General features: G+C 32.2%; 20 protein-coding genes. 12 read left to right on the top strand and 8 right to left on the bottom strand.

Annotated features, from left to right (window positions below; translation table 11 throughout):
- Positions 1-35: 35 nt before the first annotated feature.
- Both ACHRVZ_RS16160 and ACHRVZ_RS16155 read right to left on the bottom strand, forming a co-directional pair.
- On the bottom strand, positions 36-341 hold the full coding sequence (locus ACHRVZ_RS16160; RefSeq protein ID WP_395423813.1) for a hypothetical protein: 306 nt from the start codon (positions 339-341) through the stop codon (positions 36-38).
- A 109-nt stretch (positions 342-450) separates the two neighbouring features.
- Positions 451-930 (bottom strand): Dps family protein, encoded by a 480-nt coding sequence (locus ACHRVZ_RS16155; RefSeq protein WP_041515979.1) that lies wholly within the window; start codon positions 928-930, stop codon positions 451-453.
- Between the two features lie 107 nt (positions 931-1,037).
- On the opposite strand from ACHRVZ_RS16155, the gene ACHRVZ_RS16150 reads away from it, so the two are divergent.
- Positions 1,038-1,979, top strand: coding sequence for a LysR substrate-binding domain-containing protein (locus tag ACHRVZ_RS16150; protein ID WP_395423810.1), 942 nt, complete (start codon positions 1,038-1,040; stop codon positions 1,977-1,979).
- Positions 1,980-2,012: 33 nt separating this feature from the next.
- Here the strand turns inward: ACHRVZ_RS16150 and ACHRVZ_RS16145 are convergent, their stop codons facing one another.
- On the bottom strand, positions 2,013-2,210 hold the full coding sequence (locus ACHRVZ_RS16145; RefSeq protein ID WP_056252939.1) for a hypothetical protein: 198 nt from the start codon (positions 2,208-2,210) through the stop codon (positions 2,013-2,015).
- 165 nt (positions 2,211-2,375) lie between these two features.
- A complete protein-coding gene (gene mnmD / locus ACHRVZ_RS16140; RefSeq protein ID WP_395423808.1) occupies positions 2,376-3,041 on the bottom strand; it encodes a tRNA (5-methylaminomethyl-2-thiouridine)(34)-methyltransferase MnmD in 666 nt (221 codons plus the stop codon).
- 309 nt (positions 3,042-3,350) lie between these two features.
- Here mnmD and ACHRVZ_RS16135 point away from each other — a divergent pair, with 309 nt between their 5' ends.
- On the top strand, positions 3,351-4,421 hold the full coding sequence (locus ACHRVZ_RS16135) for a branched-chain amino acid aminotransferase (RefSeq protein WP_395423806.1): 1,071 nt from the start codon (positions 3,351-3,353) through the stop codon (positions 4,419-4,421).
- A 290-nt stretch (positions 4,422-4,711) separates the two neighbouring features.
- Here the strand turns inward: ACHRVZ_RS16135 and ACHRVZ_RS16130 are convergent, their stop codons facing one another.
- A complete protein-coding gene (locus ACHRVZ_RS16130; RefSeq protein ID WP_395423804.1) occupies positions 4,712-5,092 on the bottom strand; it encodes a hypothetical protein in 381 nt (126 codons plus the stop codon).
- A gap of 82 nt (positions 5,093-5,174) precedes the next feature.
- On the opposite strand from ACHRVZ_RS16130, the gene ACHRVZ_RS16125 reads away from it, so the two are divergent.
- The 5 genes from ACHRVZ_RS16125 to ACHRVZ_RS16105 all read left to right on the top strand — a co-directional run bounded on the left by ACHRVZ_RS16125 (position 5,175) and on the right by ACHRVZ_RS16105 (position 8,208).
- On the top strand, positions 5,175-5,363 hold the full coding sequence (locus tag ACHRVZ_RS16125; RefSeq protein WP_395423802.1) for a hypothetical protein: 189 nt from the start codon (positions 5,175-5,177) through the stop codon (positions 5,361-5,363).
- A 189-nt stretch (positions 5,364-5,552) separates the two neighbouring features.
- Positions 5,553-6,683 carry a transcriptional regulator gene (locus tag ACHRVZ_RS16120; RefSeq protein ID WP_395423801.1) on the top strand — a complete coding sequence of 377 codons (1,131 nt, stop codon included), beginning with the start codon at positions 5,553-5,555 and terminating at the stop codon, positions 6,681-6,683.
- Positions 6,684-6,744: 61 nt separating this feature from the next.
- Entirely contained in the window at positions 6,745-7,287 is a 543-nt protein-coding gene (locus ACHRVZ_RS16115; RefSeq protein WP_395423799.1) for an RNA polymerase sigma factor, read from the top strand.
- Positions 7,288-7,320: 33 nt separating this feature from the next.
- Positions 7,321-7,734: a hypothetical protein gene (locus tag ACHRVZ_RS16110; RefSeq protein ID WP_395423797.1), complete on the top strand. Its 414-nt coding sequence runs from the start codon at positions 7,321-7,323 to the stop codon at positions 7,732-7,734.
- Positions 7,735-7,749: 15 nt separating this feature from the next.
- The gene (locus ACHRVZ_RS16105) at positions 7,750-8,208 is read left to right on the top strand and encodes a sensor of ECF-type sigma factor (RefSeq protein WP_395423795.1); all 459 of its coding nucleotides are present in this window, start codon (positions 7,750-7,752) and stop codon (positions 8,206-8,208) included.
- Between the two features lie 83 nt (positions 8,209-8,291).
- Here the strand turns inward: ACHRVZ_RS16105 and ACHRVZ_RS16100 are convergent, their stop codons facing one another.
- Entirely contained in the window at positions 8,292-9,353 is a 1,062-nt protein-coding gene (locus ACHRVZ_RS16100; RefSeq protein ID WP_395423793.1) for an oxidoreductase, read from the bottom strand.
- Between the two features lie 119 nt (positions 9,354-9,472).
- Between ACHRVZ_RS16100 and ACHRVZ_RS16095 the strand changes: the two genes are divergently transcribed.
- From ACHRVZ_RS16095 to ACHRVZ_RS16085, 3 genes are all read left to right on the top strand, one after another.
- Complete coding sequence (locus ACHRVZ_RS16095; protein WP_395423792.1) at positions 9,473-10,762, top strand: hypothetical protein; 1,290 nt, start codon at positions 9,473-9,475, stop codon at positions 10,760-10,762.
- 134 nt (positions 10,763-10,896) lie between these two features.
- On the top strand, positions 10,897-12,870 hold the full coding sequence (locus ACHRVZ_RS16090; RefSeq protein ID WP_395423790.1) for a KUP/HAK/KT family potassium transporter: 1,974 nt from the start codon (positions 10,897-10,899) through the stop codon (positions 12,868-12,870).
- Positions 12,871-13,017: 147 nt separating this feature from the next.
- Positions 13,018-14,247 carry an RsmB/NOP family class I SAM-dependent RNA methyltransferase gene (locus ACHRVZ_RS16085; RefSeq protein ID WP_395423789.1) on the top strand — a complete coding sequence of 410 codons (1,230 nt, stop codon included), beginning with the start codon at positions 13,018-13,020 and terminating at the stop codon, positions 14,245-14,247.
- Positions 14,248-14,326: 79 nt separating this feature from the next.
- Here the strand turns inward: ACHRVZ_RS16085 and ACHRVZ_RS16080 are convergent, their stop codons facing one another.
- On the bottom strand, positions 14,327-15,367 hold the full coding sequence (locus tag ACHRVZ_RS16080) for an AMP-binding protein (protein WP_395423787.1): 1,041 nt from the start codon (positions 15,365-15,367) through the stop codon (positions 14,327-14,329).
- Positions 15,368-15,374: 7 nt separating this feature from the next.
- Entirely contained in the window at positions 15,375-16,304 is a 930-nt protein-coding gene (locus ACHRVZ_RS16075; RefSeq protein ID WP_395423786.1) for a lysostaphin resistance A-like protein, read from the bottom strand.
- A gap of 114 nt (positions 16,305-16,418) precedes the next feature.
- On the opposite strand from ACHRVZ_RS16075, the gene arsC reads away from it, so the two are divergent.
- Positions 16,419-16,763 carry an arsenate reductase (glutaredoxin) gene (gene arsC / locus ACHRVZ_RS16070; RefSeq protein ID WP_395423784.1) on the top strand — a complete coding sequence of 115 codons (345 nt, stop codon included), beginning with the start codon at positions 16,419-16,421 and terminating at the stop codon, positions 16,761-16,763.
- A gap of 95 nt (positions 16,764-16,858) precedes the next feature.
- Positions 16,859-19,303, top strand: a complete 2,445-nt coding sequence (locus tag ACHRVZ_RS16065) for a TonB-dependent receptor domain-containing protein (protein ID WP_395423783.1) — start codon at positions 16,859-16,861, stop codon at positions 19,301-19,303.
- Positions 19,304-19,550 lie beyond the last annotated feature (247 nt).

Here is a 19,550-nt window from a genome sequence, read left to right as displayed (position 1 = left end):
TACAAATGCAGTTTAGTTCAAAATAATCGGAAGTATTATACCAAGTTGGGAGGTGGAGCAAATATGCTCGGAGAAATATTGTCTAATTTTACGATATTTTCAGAAACAATCGTTTTCTTTTGAATATAAACAGGCAATAGAACTTCATGCTCTAATATTGTAGCATGAACTACCGATTTAAGTTCTTTATGAACTTCTTCTTCTGCGCAATTAAAAGATATAGTCGTATTTGTACCTTTCTTTATCGCCTGAACAATTGTCGGGGTAGATAAGAAGGTAATAAATATGAATAATAATATGCGAGCGATTAATTTCATTGGAGCAAAAATAGTGTTAAACAAATAAAATCAAAGCGCAGAGGCAAAAATTTTATACAAATTTAACAATCATAAAAAAGCAGAACAATCAAACCTGATCGTTCTGCCTTTTAAATTATTTATAAACAATCGATTATAACTCTTCTTCTAACCAAGCTTTCATCATCCAAATTGTTTTTTCCTGCTCTGCAATAAAGTCACTCATCATAGAATTTGTTCCTTCATCGTTAATTTCATCAGATTGTTTCAAAATTTCTCTTTCTATTTTCAATAAATCTGATAAAGAGCTTACAATTAAATGAACTGCTTTTTCATCATTAGAAATATTTTTTCCAACAGTTAATTTATTGTTTTTTATATAGTCATCAAATGTATGTAAAGGAGTTCCGCCTATTGTCAAAACTCGCTCTGCAATCATATCGATTTTTAATTGAGCATCTGTGTACAATTCTTCAAACTTTACATGTAAATCGAAAAAACGCTTACCACGAATATTCCAGTGTATTCCTCTTAAATTTTGATAATACACTTGAAAATTTGACAACAGAATATTTAATTCTTTTACTAACAATTCTGACTCTTTTACCGGTAATCCTAAAATATTTGTTTTCATAATTTTCGTTTTATAATAAGTTTACTACAAATTTAATACAACTTCTCATAAAAGTAAATAAAAAAAAATTATATTTTCTTATTTTTGCATCAAAAAATACTATCAAAATGACAATAACCCAATTACAATATGTGTTAGCTGTTGCCGAACATAAAAATTTTACTCTTGCTGCCGAAAAATGTTTCGTGACCCAACCTACTCTAAGTATGCAGATTCAGAAAATTGAAGAAGAACTTAGCATCTTGATTTTCGACAGAAGCAAAAAACCTATACAATTAACTGATATTGGTCAGAAGATTGTAAATCAAGCCAAAAATATCGTAAACGAAGCTGACCGAATTAAAGATATTGTTGAACAGCAAAAGGGTTTTATTGGCGGTGAATTTCGTTTGGGAATTATCCCGACTATTATGCCAACGCTTTTACCAATGTTTCTAAACAACTTCATTAAGAAGTATCCAAAAGTCAAACTCTTAATCGAAGAGCTTAATACAGACGAAATAATCTTAAAATTAAAAAACGGTCATCTTGATGCTGCAATCGCTGCAACTCCATTGGAAGATGAAAAAATAAAAGAAATCGTTTTGTATTTTGAGCCTTTTGTAGCTTACATACCGGAACATCATGCTAGTTTTCAAAAAGAAGAGATTGAAGTTTCTGATTTAAATTTAAATGAAATTTTGCTTTTGCAGGACGGACATTGTTTTAGAGACGGAATTTTAAACTTATGCAAAAACGGTTCTGACATCGATCAGAATAATTTTCAGATTCAAAGCGGAAGTTTTGAAACCCTAATAAAATTAGCCGACGAAGGTTTGGGCACAACGTTACTACCGTACTTGCACACCTTAGACTTAAAAGAGTCCGATAAACTGAAACTACGAAACTTTAAGGAACCAAAACCTGCTCGTGAAGTAAGTTTAATTTACCCTAAAAGCGAATTAAAAATGCAAATCATTGACGCATTGAGATCGACAATCGCTGGAGTTGTAAAAGGGGCTATTGTTTTTCAAAACGTTCAAATCATCAGTCCACTGCAAAAGAAATAGAAATAAAAAAGGAGCCAATTTGGCTCCTTTTTTTTATACTTTAATTAGCAGTAAACTCTGTTTTAATTCTGGTTTTTCAACAATGAAATTTAATAACCATTCTTGCAATTGCTCCATTTCGTATGGTAACAGTGTTTTGATAGCTTTTTCTAGTTCTTTACAGAAAAGTATCGGATCGAAACTTACTCTCTCAAGTATTGATTTCGTGTAATCAAACATCATTTTTGACATAATAAAATAAGATTTTCGGGGGTTATCATTATTTTTAAACTCGCACAAATTTAATCAAATATCATTCATAAGCACTCTTTTTAACTTATTATTTTAAAAACTTTGGCAACGAATACGTTTTCTTATTATACATAAATCAATCTAGAATGATTCTAAACAACTCATTTAGACCTTTTTAAATGCGCGAAACATCTCACGTTTACCTGGAGGTCCAGCCAATTTTTCTACTGTGAACCCAACCTCAATCATACTTCTTTTAACAACTCCTCTAGCAGCATAAGTAACAAGAACTCCATTTGGCTTTAAACTATTGTACATTTTTTGAAAAATCTCAGTACTCCAAAGCTCTGGCTGCACTCGATATCCAAAGGCGTCAAAGTAAATCAAATCAAAAATTTCTAAATCGTCGATTTCATGAAAAAATTGTTTCCTTTTGGTTAATGAGAAAGCATTGCAAATTTCATTTTTTTTATCCCAATCAGATTTATGCATTTTCTCAAAAATGTTCTCAAATTCCAATGCGTTAAGCTCAGAAACATAATTCATTGCCAGAACCTCTTCCGGAGCGACCGGATATGCTTCTACTCCAACATAATCTATTTTTTGATTCTTTGCATTGGTATCTAAGAAAGTAATAAAGGCATTTAAACCGGTTCCAAAGCCAATTTCAAGAATACTAACCGGATTATTTTCGAATAATGAAAGCCCGTTTTTTATAAAAACATGTTTCGCTTCCTGAATTGCACCATGCTTAGAATGGTAACACTCGTCCCATTCCTGTAAATGAATTGTCGTTGAGCCATCTAGCGTCTTAATTATTTCTCTTTTCACTTTTTTCGAAATTTATAATCTGATTTTATAAGGTTTAAGTCCTTTTAAAGAGTCAAATTTAGTCAAAACAAATGCGTAAAGCCTTAAAAATCGGCTCTTTTTTCATAAATTCTTTATAAAACTGTCTTAATTTTTTGACTTTTTTATAAGATAAATAAATCGCAGTTAAAAGGCATAAATAATGCAGTTTTACTAAGTAAATTATATATTTTTACTTAATTTTGCATTCAATAAATTCTATTTTACACCAAATCATTACTTTAGAATTTATGTGTTGCAATGAAAATTACATAAAAACTTTACACAATTATGAGTACAACTCAAACAAGCAAAATTGAAATCAGAAAAGCCACTTCGTCAAAAATTAGCGAAGTAGACTTTCAAAACTTAAGCTTTGGTGCTGTTTTTACAGACCATTTATTCGAATGTGATTTTAAAAATGGAGAGTGGCAAAATCCGGTCATTAAGCCTTATGCTCCTATTTTAATGGATCCTTCTTCAAAAGTCTTTCATTACGGACAAGCTATTTTTGAAGGAATGAAGGCTTATAAAGATGACAATAATGATGTTTGGTTGTTTAGACCTGACGAAAACTACAAACGTTTTAATAATTCTGCAGTTCGTATGGCAATGCCTGAAGTTCCGGAAGCTATTTTTATGGATGGTTTAAACGAATTATTGAAAATTGACCAAGAATGGATTCAAAGAGGAAACGGAAGCAGTATGTACATTCGTCCGTTTATGATCGCTACGGGCGCTGGTGTTGTTGCTAATCCTTCTGACGAATATAAATTTATGATTTTACTTTCTCCGGCACAATCTTATTATGCAGGCGAAGTAAAAGTAATTATTGCTGAACATTATAGTAGAGCTGCAAATGGCGGAATTGGAGCTGCAAAAGCTGCCGGAAACTATGCTGCACAGTTTTACCCAACTAACTTGGCGAACAAAGATGGTTTTCAACAAGTTATCTGGACAGATGATGCAACGCACACCAAACTAGAAGAAGCGGGAACAATGAACGTTTTCTTTAGAATTAATGATACTTTATTAACTGCTCCAACAAGTGAAAGAATTTTAGATGGTATTACCAGAAAAAGTTTAATCGCTATGGCAGAAAAAGAAGGTCTTAATGTGGAGGTTCGCCCTGTTATTGTTTCTGAATTAGTAGAAGCTGCTAAAAACGGATCTTTGAAAGAAATTTTTGGAGCAGGAACTGCTGCAGTAATTAGCGTTATTAAAGGTTTCTCTTATCAGGATACCTATTACGAAATGGCTCCAATTGAGAATTCATATGCTTCTCTTTTGAAAGAAAAATTAACCAATCTTCAAAACAAACTTTCTGAAGATACTTTTGGCTGGACGGTTAAAGTTCAATAACTAAAAGACACTTAAATATAAAAACCCGACAGCTTAATAGTTGTCGGGTTTTCTATTTTATATGATTAAACACAATCTTGTCATTTCTCCTTCGTCGAAATGACACTAAAAACTCCGCAATCAAAATCGCCAATCTTTATCGAATCCCTAGTGTGATTTACTTCGTCTGTTCGCTATCACTCGGGTCTCCTTCGTCGAAATGACAAAAATGACGCAAAGCTTTGCGAAATTTGTGTTTTTGAAGTTAATATTAGCAAAAAAAACTTAGCGCTCTTTGCGGTTAATCTTCTTTATAACAATTTAGAAAAATCAGGCTTAAAATAATTTGGGCCTTTCATTACTTTTCCATCTTCACGATAAATTGGTTGTCCGTCTTCACCAAGTTTACTCATATTACTACGCTGAATTTCATCAAAAACAGCTTCAATTTTATCCTGCAAACCATGTTCGATAATAGTTCCGCACAAAATATACATCATATCTCCCAGTGCATCAGCTATTTCAACCAAATCATTATTCTGAACTGCTTCCAGGTATTCTTCATTTTCTTCCTTCATTAAATTGTAACGAAGTATCTTTTTCGTTTCTCCCAAATCAGCAATTGGTATTTGACTGTGACCTATTTTAAAGGCAGTATGAAATTCAGTAACCGCATCAAGTTGTTTCTTCATGATTTTATTTGATTAAATGAAATGCCAAATTAGCAACAATTCGTATACAATTCTCTAAATTTGTCAAAAATAATTTTTAACTATGTTTAGTCAAGGACAATTAATATTCGCGCTCTGTTTTTTTATTGCATTTGTAATCGTAATGATAATTGCTTATCGTAAAGATCTTGCGTTGCACAGAATCTTTTACAAAGGAAATTATAAAGTATTAATTGTGTTCATGCTTTTTATTGCAATTTTATTTGTGATTAAATTCTTTTTCAAAAGATAATTTAAGTGTTTACCTAATTCTTAATAAACTAAATAATTTTTGAAGCTTTACAATTAAACTTGTTCAAAAACGTTCTATCTGAAGTTTTCTTTGACCAAATTTATTTTATAAAGTGTACTTTTATTGCTGCGTTATTAGGCCGACTACTAATAAAAGTTATAACTTTACGTCACTAAACAACCTACCCAAATGAAGATTTTAAAATATTTATTCCTTTTATTATTATTAAGCTTAGTTGCTCTTACTGTTTTTGTTGCTACTCAAAAAGGTGTTTTTACTGTCGAAAGAAGCAAAGTAATTAATTCGCCAAAAGCGACTGTGTACAACTATGTAAATGATTTTAGAAATTATGAAGATTTTGAATCTTGGTCTGTTGAAGATCCTTCTATAAAAATGACTTTTCCGAATAAAACTGTTGGAAATGGAGCTTCATTTTATTGGACTACCAGTGAAGGAAATGGAAATGCCATTACGCTTAAAACAAAAGACGGAGAAAGCATTCAACAAAAAATGAAATATGACGGGACCGAAGCGGATGTAAACTGGACCTTTAAAGATACTTTGGCAGGAAAAACCAAAGTTACCTGGAAAGCAAAAGGAACAATGAGCTTTTTGTTTAAAATCTATACGGCATTAAACGGTGGTTCAGACAAAGTAATTGGAACTATCTACGAGAAAAGCCTTGTAAATATTGATAAAAACCTAGATTACGAGACTAAAACATTTGCTATTAAAGTAAATGGAGTTGTAAAAAAAACAGAGACCCCTTATATCAAGCAAACTTTTACGAGCGAAATTCAGAAAGTAAACAAAAATGCTAAAATTGTAATTCCAAAACTTATTGAATTCAGCAAAAATAATGGCTTAGCTACAAACGGAAAACCTTTTATTATATATCATACTTACGATACGAAAACGGGATTAGCCAAAATTTCGATCTGTTTACCTACAAACAAGGAGATAATGACAACTTCAGGAAGTGATATTTCTGGAGGAAAATTAGATGGATTTGAAGCTGTAAAAACGACACTAACAGGAGATTACTCTCATACCAATGAGGCAATTGCTAAAACAACGGCCTTTATAAACAACGAAAAAATCACTCCCGATTTAAGCTGGTCTCACCTTGAGATCTTAACAGTCAACAAATTTGATGTAAAAAGCCCATCAAAATTAATGACTGAAATTTATTTCCCAACAAAACCAAAAGTAATTCCGGTTGCTAAAGTACCTGTTTACAGAAATGACACAGAACCAACTGCACCAAAACCTACAGAAACACCTAAAACAACTCCTGAAGAAGAACAATCAGAATTCTAAATTTTGAACACTGATTAAACCTTTTGTTTAAAATTCATTCTAATAAAGTAAATCAAAACATTTGACAGACGAGAAGGAATTTATTCAACAATTATTAAATCCTAAAACGCAAAATATTGCGTTTCAAAAACTCTTGTCTGATTATCAAAAACCGTTGTATTCTCATATTCGAAACATTGTTTTGAATCATGATGATGCGGACGATGTATTGCAAAATACTTTTGTCAAGGTTTTTCAATATTTAAAAAACTTTAAAGGAGAAAGTAAGCTTTTTTCCTGGATGTACAGAATTGCTACGAACGAAGCACTTACCTTTTTAAATCAGAAAGCAAAATTAAGCGGAATAACTTCGGAAGCTTTGCAAAATAAAACCATCGACAATTTAAAAGCCGATGCTTATTTTGACGGAAATGAAATCCAGATAAAACTTCAAAGAGCCATTGTAAACTTACCTGAAAAACAACAGCTTGTTTTTAAAATGAAATATTTTGAAGAATTAAAATACGAAGAAATTGCCGAAATTTTAGGCACTTCAGTTGGTGCATTAAAAGCATCATACCATCACGCAGTAAAAAAAATTGAAATATTTGTTACCTCAAATTAAACCTTTTGTAACAAAAGTTATCTTATAGATATTATGAAAACATTTAAATTAGAAAACGAACCCAAAATAACGACCGGTTTTAAAACGCCAGAGGATTATTTTGATAATTTTTCAGCAAAAGTTTTACAACAAATAAACGAAAAAGAACTAAAAGTAATTCCGTTGTACAAACGCAAAAAAGTAATTTCAATGCTGGCAGCGGCTGTAGTGGTAATTGGATTAATGATTCCGGTGGTTAATAATTACAACGCTACTTCAAAAGATCTTGACGAAGACACTTTAGAAACTTATTTAGCCTATCAATCTAATTTGAATCAATACGATTTGATTCAGAATTTAGATACTAATGACATTCAAAAACTAAACAAAAATGTCGCAATAGAAGATGAGACTCTTGAAGACATCTTATCATCAAGTCCAAATATAGAACACTTAATTTCTGAATAAAACAAAACTTAAAAGATGAAAATCAAAAACATACTACCAATAATTCTGTTTTTAGTAAGCTTTTCTTTTTATGCACAAAGCAATAAAACAGATGAGAAACGCGAAAAGATTAAGGCGTATAAAGTTTCTTTTTTAACGACCGAATTGGAATTAACTTCTACAGAAGCGGAGAAATTCTGGCCTATTTACAACTCTTATGACGACAAGCAATATGAATTGCGTCATGAAAAAATGAAAACTTATTTAAAGAAGTTAGATGATGATAACATCTCTTCACTTTCAGAAAAGGAAGCTTCGACACTTTTATCACAAATAGAATGCACTGATAAAGAATTATACCTTTTACGCGTTAAATACAATTCAGATTTAAAAAAGGTACTTTCTGCAAAAAAGATATTAAAACTTAAAAAATCGGAAGATGATTTTAATCGAAAATTATTAAAACAATACCGAGACAAAGCAGCTAAAGATTAATTATCTGCCTACAAGAAACAACAGCGACGAGAACCCTATATAATAATACTTACTTTATTATTTAGGGTTCTTGTTATTTTTAGCTATTTAAAGCGAAGTCTAATAACTTTATTATGACCTGCTGCAATTGCAGTATTTCGATTTACAAAACGAATTGTAAAAAGTTTTGAATCGGTAGATAATTGCGTCCAGTTTTCACCTCCGTTTTGAGAATACTGTATTCCCTCAGAACCTACACAAATAATTTCTTTACCGTTTCCTCCCGGAACATATTGAATGCATGATGCGTATCCAAAACCTAAATCCTGACCTATTAATTCCCAGGTTTTTCCGCCATCTTTGGTAAAGGCTTTATTATCTCTTTTATTATTTGGAAGTTCATAATCACCTCCAGCAATAAATCCGTGTTTAGAGTCGTAAAAATCGGCCGTAAAAATACCGGTCATTGTTTTTCCCTGAACTATAGGAGTTTCGACAACTTTCCAGCTTTTGGCTTTATCCGGAGAATAAAACACGCGTGCTTTTTTACCTCCTGAAACTAACCAGGTATCATTTCCTTTTATTACAATATTTGTATTACTAGCTGCAAAAGCCGCTTCGCCCTGTGCGTTTGTAGGCAATTTGTCTGACAATAATTTTGTCCAGGTTTCACCCCCGTCTCGCGTTACAATAATCGAAAAAGTATCTTCTGTTGGGTCTCCAATAGCAATTCCCTCTTTATCATTCCAAAATTGCATACTATCATAAAACACCTTCGGATTGATTTCTTTGTATACTAATTTTACTTTTTGCGTTTTTTTCGAAACCTGATAAAGTAAAGCCGGATTCGATACACTTAACAAGAAAATGTTACTTGAATTTTGAGCAATACTTCTAAATTCTAATTTTAAAGTATCACGATAAATATGATCTTCAAATTTCTCTTTTTTATCTAAATCATAATACCCAAAACGCGAATTATCAGCACCGTACCAAATTTTATTTTTATCAATTAAAATGGCTCTTATACTAATTTTATCCTGAAACAAAGTATCTATTTGCACTGATGTAAACCAATTGCTAATCATGACTTTACCACTATTATTCAGTGTTTTAAAAGACATTAATAAAACAAATGCACCAAAAAACAATATTACTTTTCTCATATTAGGTTAAGATTTAATTGTTGCTAAAATACAATTAATTCTAACATATAAAATATGTTTTGTTTTTTTCTGGCACAGTAATTGGATATCTCAGATTATCAATCTTAATACGATTTAAAATGAAAACGAAACTACTTTTTATAGCATTAATCACATTAACTATAAGTTCTTGTCAAGCTCAAGCTGGAGCATCAGTATACGCAAAAAACTCAGACATAAGCGATAATTTAGATTTAAGAGCCGTGGCTTCTATTTTTGGAGAATCAGCAAATCTTCAGGATTTTGAAAGACGATTAAATGATCCAAAATATCAAATATCAAACCTTGATTTAAATGGTGATAATGAAGTTGATTATTTACGTGTAATCGAATCTGTCGAAGACCGAACTCACGTTGTAATTATACAAGCGGTTTTAGATCGTGATGTTTACCAAGATATTGCAACTATAGATGTCGAAAGAAACAATTATAACAAAGTTAGCGTTCAGGTAGTTGGTAACACGTACTTGTATGGAGCAAACTACATTTACGAACCTGTTTATAGTGTTGTACCGGTAATTTATAACTCATTTTGGGTTACTAATTACAGACCATACTATTCAACCTGGAGCTGGAATTATTACCCAACTTACTATGCAGCGTGGACACCGTACCCAATTTACAGATATAGAAACAACATCAATATTTGTATCAACGTAAACAATCGTTACAATTACGTAAGCACAAGAAGAAGTTACAGAGCTCCGGTTTTATACGAATCAAGACGTACTTATGGTTATGAAACAAGACGTCCGGATTATAGCTTCGCTCAAAGACATTCTAATGTTACAAACAGATATGACTTGGATCAAAGACGTGTTGCAAGTAGAGAAACTGGAAGAAACCAAAATACTTATAGCACAAACAGACCAAGTACAGGAAGAGTTTCAAATGGAGACTACAGAACTTCAAACAGAAATTATTCTGAAAACAGAACTAACGCTGATAGAAGCTATAATACAAACCGAGTGAGCTCTAACGGTAGAGATAATTCGGCCGCTGTAACTACTCCTGTAAGAGTTGATAATTCTACAAGAACAGAAAACAGAAGAAATTACAATGAAAACAACACGAGTACTTCAAGAGGAAATTATGACAACAGAGCAAATACGAACAGAACTGCTGCGTCTCAACAAACTGAAACTCCAAGAAATAACTCTGAAAACAGAATGAATTCAAATAGAACATATTCAAACACTCCAAGTCAGAGAACAGAATCTTCTAGAAATTATTCAGAAAATAGAGGCAGCTCAGCAAGATCAGAAAGTTCACAACGTTCTGAGTCTCCGAGAGTAAATCAGGAATCAAGAAGTAGTCAACCACAAAGAGAAAGCGGTTCTAACGGAAGAAGCAACGGAAGAAGAGGTTAATATTAAAAACACATTTCAACCCAAAAATATAAAGCACAATTTAACGATTGTGCTTTTTTTTATCTTTTTAATTATAATTGACGCTAATTTGTTTTAAAACAGTAAATTTGCAACCGTCTTTTATAAAAATATACATGAGCGCATCGCATAAAAACTTACATAGTAAGTTGTCTATAGGGGGTTTATTGATAACATTGGGAATTATATATGGAGATATTGGAACTTCTCCATTGTATGTAATGAAAGCCATTCTTGGTGAATATGCAATCAATTCCGATATTGTTTTAGGCGGAATTTCTTGTGTTTTCTGGACATTGACTTTACAAACTACCATAAAGTACGTACTTATCACTTTAAGTGCAGACAATCACGGAGAAGGTGGTATTTTCGCCCTCTATGCTTTAGTCAAAAAAACAAAGATTCAGTGGCTCATTGTGCCCGCAATAATTGGAGGAAGTGCCCTGCTAGCAGATGGTATTATAACCCCTCCTATTTCGATATCTTCTGCTGTAGAAGGTATTAGAGCTTTTTATCCGACAATGGAAACTCAGACAATTGTTTATATTGTTATAGGAATTTTATTTGTCTTGTTTACAATTCAACAATTCGGAACTAAACTAGTTGGTAAGTTTTTTGCCCCGATGATGCTTATTTGGTTTGCCATGTTAGGAACGTTAGGAACGATTCAGATCATTAGTCATCCGGAAGTCATTAAAGCCATAAATCCTTACTACGCTTATCACTTACTTTCTATCCATCCTGATGGCTTTTTTGTACTTGGATTTGTATTTTTATGTACAACAGGAGCTGAAGCTTTGTACTCAGATATGGGACACTGTGGAAGAAAAAATATTAGAATTAGCTGGATTTTTGTAAAAACTACTTTAGTACTAAACTACTTTGGTCAAGCTGCATACTTAATTCATCATGAAGGAAGCACATTACAACAATTAGGTGGAGAAAACGGAAATCCGTTTTACTTAATAATGCCACATTGGTTTCTTCCATTCGGAATTGTAGTAGCAACTTTAGCAGCTGTAATTGCCTCTCAGGCGCTTATTAGTGGTTCATTTACTTTGATAAACGAGGCGATGAGATTAAATTTCTGGCCAAAAGTAAAAATCAAATATCCTACAGAAGTTAAAGGGCAATTGTATATTCCGTCAATTAACTGGTTATTGTTTTTTGGTTGTGTTGGAATTGTTTTACACTTCGAAAAATCAGGAAATATGGAGCACGCCTACGGTCTTGCTATCATTTTATGTATGATAATGACTACTATTTTACTTAATTATTATTTGATAATGAAAAGGGTAAAACTGTATTTAATGGTTCCGCTTATTACTATTTACTTATTAATTGAATTTAGCTTCTTAATCGCTAATATTACCAAATTTGCAGAGGGTGGCTACGTAACGTTAATCATTGCAATGGCATTAATTTCGATTATGACGATTTGGTACCTGGCTAAGAAAATTAATAAAAGCTACACTAAAATCATCAAAATTGACGATTATAAAAAAGTATTGATGGAGTTGAGCGAAGATTTATCTATTCCTAAATACGCAACGCACCTGGTTTACATGACCAATGCAAATCGTGTTGATGAACTGGAGGAAAAAGTAATTTATTCAATTTTACAAAAACGCCCAAAAAGAGCTGATATTTATTGGTTTGTTCACGTAAATATCCTTACAGAACCATATAAAACACAATATAAAGTAACTGAAATAGCGAAAGACGACATTTACAGAATCGATTTTAATTTAGGTTTTAGAGAACCTACCAAAATCAATTTAATGTTTAGAGAAGTAATTCGTGACATGGTAAAACGTGGAGAAGTAGATATTACCAGCCGTTACGAATCATTGAATAAAAACAATATTATTGGTGATTTCAAATTTGTATTGTCCGAGAAATTCTTATCAAATGACAACGATTTAAGATGGCACGAGAATATCATCATGAACTCTTACTTCTTTATCAAGAAACTGAGTTTATCTGAAGAAAGAGCTTTTGGTTTAGACAGTAGTTCGGTAAAAATAGAAAAATTCCCAATGGTGCTTCATGCTCCGGAAAATATTGGATTGACCCGAATTATAAAATAAATCATTTATAAAATACATTCAGAAAAACACTCTTTTAAGCTTTATTAGAGTGTTTTTTTTTCTTTTTAAAGAAGTTAAAACAACAATCAGAATTAAAAATTTAACTTTCAATCAATTAATAGTACCTTTGCAACTCAAATATTTAAAATGAGATTACACAGAAATTTAGTTTATACTACCATCGATTCTTTAAATGCAATTTTCAATGAAGGAGAATATGCAGATAAAGTGGTAGCCAGAGCATTAAAAAAAGACAAACGTTGGGGAAGTTCTGACAGGAAGTTTGTTGCTGAAACGATATACGAAATTGTTCGTTGGAAACGATTATACGCAGAAATTGCCGAAGTAAAAGAGCCTTTCGACAGAGAGAATTTATGGAGGATGTTCGCAGTTTGGGCAGTTTTAAGAGGATACCCAATTCCGGATTGGAAACAATTAGAAGGAACTCCTGAAAGAAAAATCAAAGGACGTTTTGATGAACTTTCTAAAGTTAGAGCATTAAAAGAATCTATTCCGGACTGGATGGATGAATTGGGTGTAAAAGAACTTGGAGAAAAAGTTTGGGCAAAAGAAATTGCTGCTCAAAACCAACCTGCTAAAGTTATTTTAAGAACAAATACACTTAAAGGAACTAAAGAAAGCTTGAGAAATACTTTGATGGATTTGAATATTGAAACAGAATATTTAAAAGATCAACCGGAAGCTTTAGTTTTAAAAGAAAGAGCAAACGTATTTTTAACAGATGCTTTTAAACAAGGACTTTTTGAAGTTCAGGATGCTAACTCACAATTAGTAGCCGGTTTTCTTGATGTAAAACCTGGAATGCGTGTTGTAGACACTTGTGCAGGAGCTGGAGGAAAAACATTGCACATTGCTTCTTTAATGGAAAATAAAGGACAATTGATTGCAATGGATTTGTACGAAAGTAAACTGAAGCAATTAAAATTAAGAGCCAAAAGAAATGGCGCCTTTAATATTGAATACCGTATTATTGACACTACAAAAGTGATCAAGAAATTACATGAAAAAGCTGATCGCGTTTTGATTGACGCACCTTGTAGCGGCTTAGGAGTTTTAAAAAGAAATCCTGACGCTAAATGGAAATTAAAACCTGAATTTATTGACAATATTCGTAAAGTTCAGGCTGAAGTTTTAGAAAGCTATTCAAAAATTGTAAAACCAGGAGGAAAATTGGTTTATGCAACTTGTTCTGTTTTACCATCAGAAAACCAAGAACAAGTAGAAAAATTCTTAAAAACTGAAATCGGTAAACAATTTACTTTTATAAAAGATCGTAAAATATTAGCTTCAGAATCTGGTTTCGACGGATTCTATATGGCGCTTTTGGAACGTAAAGATGCTGTTATTAAAGAATAATTAAATTCCAAATATTTATATATATCCCTAACTCCAACTTTACAATTGGAATTAGGGATATTTTATTTATTGGAATTTCTTAAACCAAACTCGGTTTACGTAATAACTTGCCGTTTTCGTTTTCTTTAAATTTCGGTACAAAAACAATTTCTTTTGGTTTTTCGTACTTCCCTAAGACATCAAAAAAGTCCGGGGCAAAATCTTGTTTTTCACCTTCAATAACCAAAATTAACTTTTCTCCTAAAACAGTGTCAGGAACTCCGGTAACAAAAAATCTATTGTTTATTTTATTAATCAATTTAGCTTCGATTTGCTCCGGAATCAATTTAACTCCTCCGCTATTAACTACATTATCAATCCTTCCTAAAAAAACAAATTGATTCTCATTAATCAATTCTACCAAATCATTTGTTACAATTGGTTCCTCAGAAATAGACGATACATGAATTACCAGACAATCACGATCGTCTTTTGTTATTTTTACATTTGGCAAAATCGAAAAAGCCTTCTCGCCTACTTTTTTTGCCGCGATATGAGTAATCGTTTCGGTCATACCGTAAGTTTCGTAGATTTCAGTTTTTAATGGTACTAATTTTTCTTCAAGCGTACTATCTATTTTAGCTCCGCCAATAATTAACTTCTTTACATTTTTTAATTCATCTATAGAATTTTGAACTTGTAAAGGCACCATCGCAACAAAATCATATTGAGTCTTATTTAAAGCCAATGGCTCTGTACTCGGTGAAACTACATCGAGATCCAATCCTAAAATTAAACTTCGCACCAACATCATTTTTCCTGCAATAAACTGAGTAGGCAAACAAAGCAAAGCTTTATCTCCAGGCTCTAATCCAAAAAAATCTCCTGTTGCTAAAGCCGACTGAATCATGGCCTGTTTTTCTAATCGCACTAATTTTGGAAGTCCAGTAGTTCCGGAAGTTGTCATTTCGATATACTCTTTATCATCGAACCAATCCAACAAAAATTCACCAATTGCTTGTTCGTTAATATCGCCCTCTTTAATGAAGCTATACCCTACGCGACACAAGTCTTTTCCGTTTAAATGATAACCATTTAACTTAAAATAATTATGGACATTTTTGTGTGTTAATTTTGACATGACTTTATTAATTTGAAGGTTGTATACTATTTATTTTTCCTGTTAATCTTTCTTTCCAATTCGTCCACTTGTATTTTTTACTAAAAATAAAAAGCAAAATAGGATATATCACTACAACGGGCAAAATTACATCGAAACCTGCTGATGGGTCTGACAGATCTTTAAAAATAGAATGGGTCTGAAACACCGTCCAATCTGATGTAACCAGCAACGCTCCGATTAAGTTATTAGCAGCATGAAAACCTAACGCCAGCTCCATCCCTTCATCCATAAGAGTAATAACCCCTAAAAACAAGCCTGTTCCAATATAATAAATCATAATTATATTTCCCATTTTAGTAACTTCGGGATTAAACCAATGCATCGAACCAAAGATTAGAGAAGTCATCAAAAGTGGAAACCATTTATTTCTAGCTAAGTTAGCAAATCCCTGCATCAAATAGCCTCTAAAAACATATTCCTCTGTACTTGTTTGTATCGGAATTAAAATTGACCCCACTACAACTAAAATCAAAAAAGGAACTAATTTAAAATTCCAAACAAAATTTTCCGGCGCATTAAAATAAAGAAACAAGAAACTTAAAATCGAAAAAAAAGACCATAACAAAAACGAAAACAAAATCCGATTCCAATCTACTTCTTTTCTCGAAGTGGTAACTGACAAAAGTGTTTGATGATGCAAATATTTTACAATAAACCAAATGCCAATAAAAGCAAAAACAAAAGAAGCCATTATTAAAAATAAAGTAACATTTGAATCAAAAATTTTCATTGCAGTATCACTATCGCCAGGAAAAGCTTTATCGCCTTTGTAATTAAAATAAACCGCCAATGAAAAAGGAATCTGACCAATAAAAGAAGCTGTAATAATAAAAACTGACCCAATAAGGTATTTCCAAAAACTATTTTCAGGCTTAACTCCTTGTTCTAAAAACATATTTATAATAATTTAAAAATGAGAATTCAATTTGATAAGTAAGTCTTATTTTTGCTCTTGCTAAAATACCTATTTTTAAGTTTAATTATCCTACAACTGACTAAATAAAACAAAATGATACAAATTTACCATAATCCACGATGTGGAAAATCGAGAACTTGTCTGGCTTTTCTTGACAACTCAAAACAAGACTACGAAATTATTCAATATCTAACAGATACACCAACTCATAATGAACTAAAAAGTTTACTTGAAAAACTAAATCTTAATCCTATTCAATTAGTACGTACTAAAGAAAAAGTCTGGATTGAAAATTTTAAAGAAAAAACATTGAGCGATGATCAAATTATTCAGGCAATGGTTGAAAATCCGATTTTAATAGAACGTCCGATTGTTGTAAAAGATGGAAAAGCAATTATTGGCAGAGACATTGATTTGGTTGCTTCTTTTTTAGATTGATTATAAAGAATCAAATTAACATTATTTTATGATTTCTTTCTTTAAACCAAAGGCTACATTTGCCGTCTAAAGAGTAATTGAAACCAAAAATAACAATGAAAAAAATCAAATTTGCTGTATTACTTGTAGCTTTTTTTACAAGCTTTTACAACTATGCCCAACAAGCACCTCCTTCAAAAAGCAAGGTAAAAGTTACTGGAAAAGTTTTTGAAAAAATAACCAAACAACCACTTGAATACGCAACTATTTCGATCACAGCGCCAAATGACACTAAAGTTGTTGCGGGGGGAATCACAAATCCAAAGGGTGAATTTGAAGTAGCTGTTGCACCAGGAGTCTACGATATAAAAGTGGAATTTATTTCGTTCAAACCAACCGAAATTAAAGGACGAAACATTCTGGACGATACCAATCTGGGAATAATTAACTTATCTGAAGATGCTGCACAATTAAACGAAGTTGTAGTTCGTGCAGAAAAATCGACAGTAGAAATAAAATTAGACAAAAAAGTTTATAATGTTGGTCAGGATATGATGGTAAAAGGCGGAACTGTAAGTGACGTTTTAGACAATGTTCCATCAGTTTCTGTTGACACAGAAGGAAATGTAAGCTTAAGAGGAAGTGATAATATTCGTATTTTAATTGACGGAAGACCATCAAATGCGATAAATGTTGCTGAAGCTTTACGTCAGCTTCCGGCAGATGCAATTGATAAAGTTGAAGTAATAACGAATCCATCTGCACGTTATGATGCTGAAGGTGGGTCAGGAATTATTAATATCATTCTTAAAAAAGGAAAAAACCAAGGTTTAAACGGAACTTTCATCGCCTCTACAGGACTTCCTGAAACATATGGCTTGAGTGCAAACCTGAATTATAAGACTGAGAAATTCAACTATTTCACTACTGCAGGATACAACCACAGAACAAGTGAAGGTGGCGGTTTAACCAACTCTCAATATTTTAATCCAGACGGATCTATAAAAAGTTACCTGGACGAAGAGCGTGATACCAAAAGAACTTCTGACGGATTTAACGGTAGAGCCGGAATCGAATGGACAGTTGCTCCAAATACTTTCTGGACAAACGCGATTAACTATCAAAAAAGCACTGGAGACACAAGAGACTTAATTAACTACAATAATTATGATGCTGCTCATGCTTTTACAGGTAGATCTTACCGTTTAAACAATGGAGATACAGGAAGTGAGAACGTTGAGTATACTTCCAACTTAATTAAAAACTTCAACGATAAAGGTCATAAATTGACTGCTGATTTATCGGTTTCAAGAAACAGCGACGACAGTAATAGTCTTATTACAGGTTCAGACAATTTCAACAATACTTTAAACGACCAAGTTCAGAAACAAGTACAACTACAAGCAGATTATGTTTTACCATTAGGTAAAGGAAGTCAGTTTGAAGCTGGATATAAAGGAAGTTTTGGAGATTTAAATAATAAATATTACGTCCTTGATGATCAGGGAGCGACAATTCCGAGTTTATCAAACACTTTAGAATACAAGGAGAATATCAATGCGATATACACACAATATGGTCTTAAGGTAAACAAATTCTCATACTTATTTGGTTTACGCTGGGAAGACACAAATATTCAGGTAAACCTTTTAGACACAAACGATTTCAATACTAAAAAGTACAACAACTTGTTTCCAAGTGCTTTTATTAGTTATGAAATATCAGATCAAAGTAATTTCACCGCAAGTTATAGTAAACGTTTATCAAGACCAAGAGGACGTTTCATGAACCCTGCAACAAATTACTCAAGTAATATCAATATTTTTCAAGGAAACCCTGATTTAGATCCGTCTTTAACAGATAAATATGACATCGGATACATCAAACGTTGGGACAAAGTAACTTTTAATACTTCTGCTTATTTTGAAGATACGAAAGATGTTTTCAGCTTTGTAAGATCTCCAACAGGCGAAACTGTAAACGGAATTCCGGTTATCTTAAGCCGACCTATTAACTTAGGAAAAGAGCAAAAATTCGGATTTGAGTTTACCTTAAATTACACTCCATTTAAATGGTGGAAAGTAAATAGTAACTTCAACCTTTACAATGTAAAAACAACAGGAGAGAACAGTTACAAAGATGCAAATGGAGATGTGGTTGTACAAAATTTAGACAATCAGGCAAATTCATGGTTCGCCAGAATCAACTCTAAAGTAACTTTACCATACAAAATCGACTGGCAATTAACAGCGATGTACAATGGCGAACAAAAAACGGCACAAGGTAAAAACTTAGGTCAGTTTGGTATGAATACAGCATTTAGTAAAGATGTATTAAAAGACAAAGCAACAATCGCATTCAATATTAGTGATGTTTTCAATTCAAGAATCATGAAGTCTTATACTTACCTTGAAAACCAAACATCATATGGTGAAATGCAATTCCGTAAACGTCAGTTCAATTTATCATTCACTTACCGTTTTAACAAACCAAAAAGCGAAAGAGACAAAAATGCAGCACCTAAAAATGATGGTGACGGAGGTGGAGATTTCCCAGGATAATATAGGTTAGAATTCAAATTTAAAAATCCAAATTCCAATAATAAGACTTCAAATTAGTTTTATAAAATTGGAATTTGGATTTTTTATTGAAATTCTATTTTTTTTACATAAAAAAAAGGACTCGTAAAAACGGGTCCTTTTTTTATGAAATCAATTTAAAATTAAATTGATTGTTCTTGTTTCTTCTTTGCTCTCTTCTCTTTGATCATTTCCCAGCTTGCTCCCGTAACCCAATAAGATACGAAAC

The organism is Flavobacterium sp. FlaQc-57, from assembly GCF_044007395.1.
GTDB lineage: Bacteria > Bacteroidota > Bacteroidia > Flavobacteriales > Flavobacteriaceae > Flavobacterium.
Note: the sequence above shows the minus strand (reverse complement) of the source record. Positions and strands in the feature narration are given on the sequence as shown.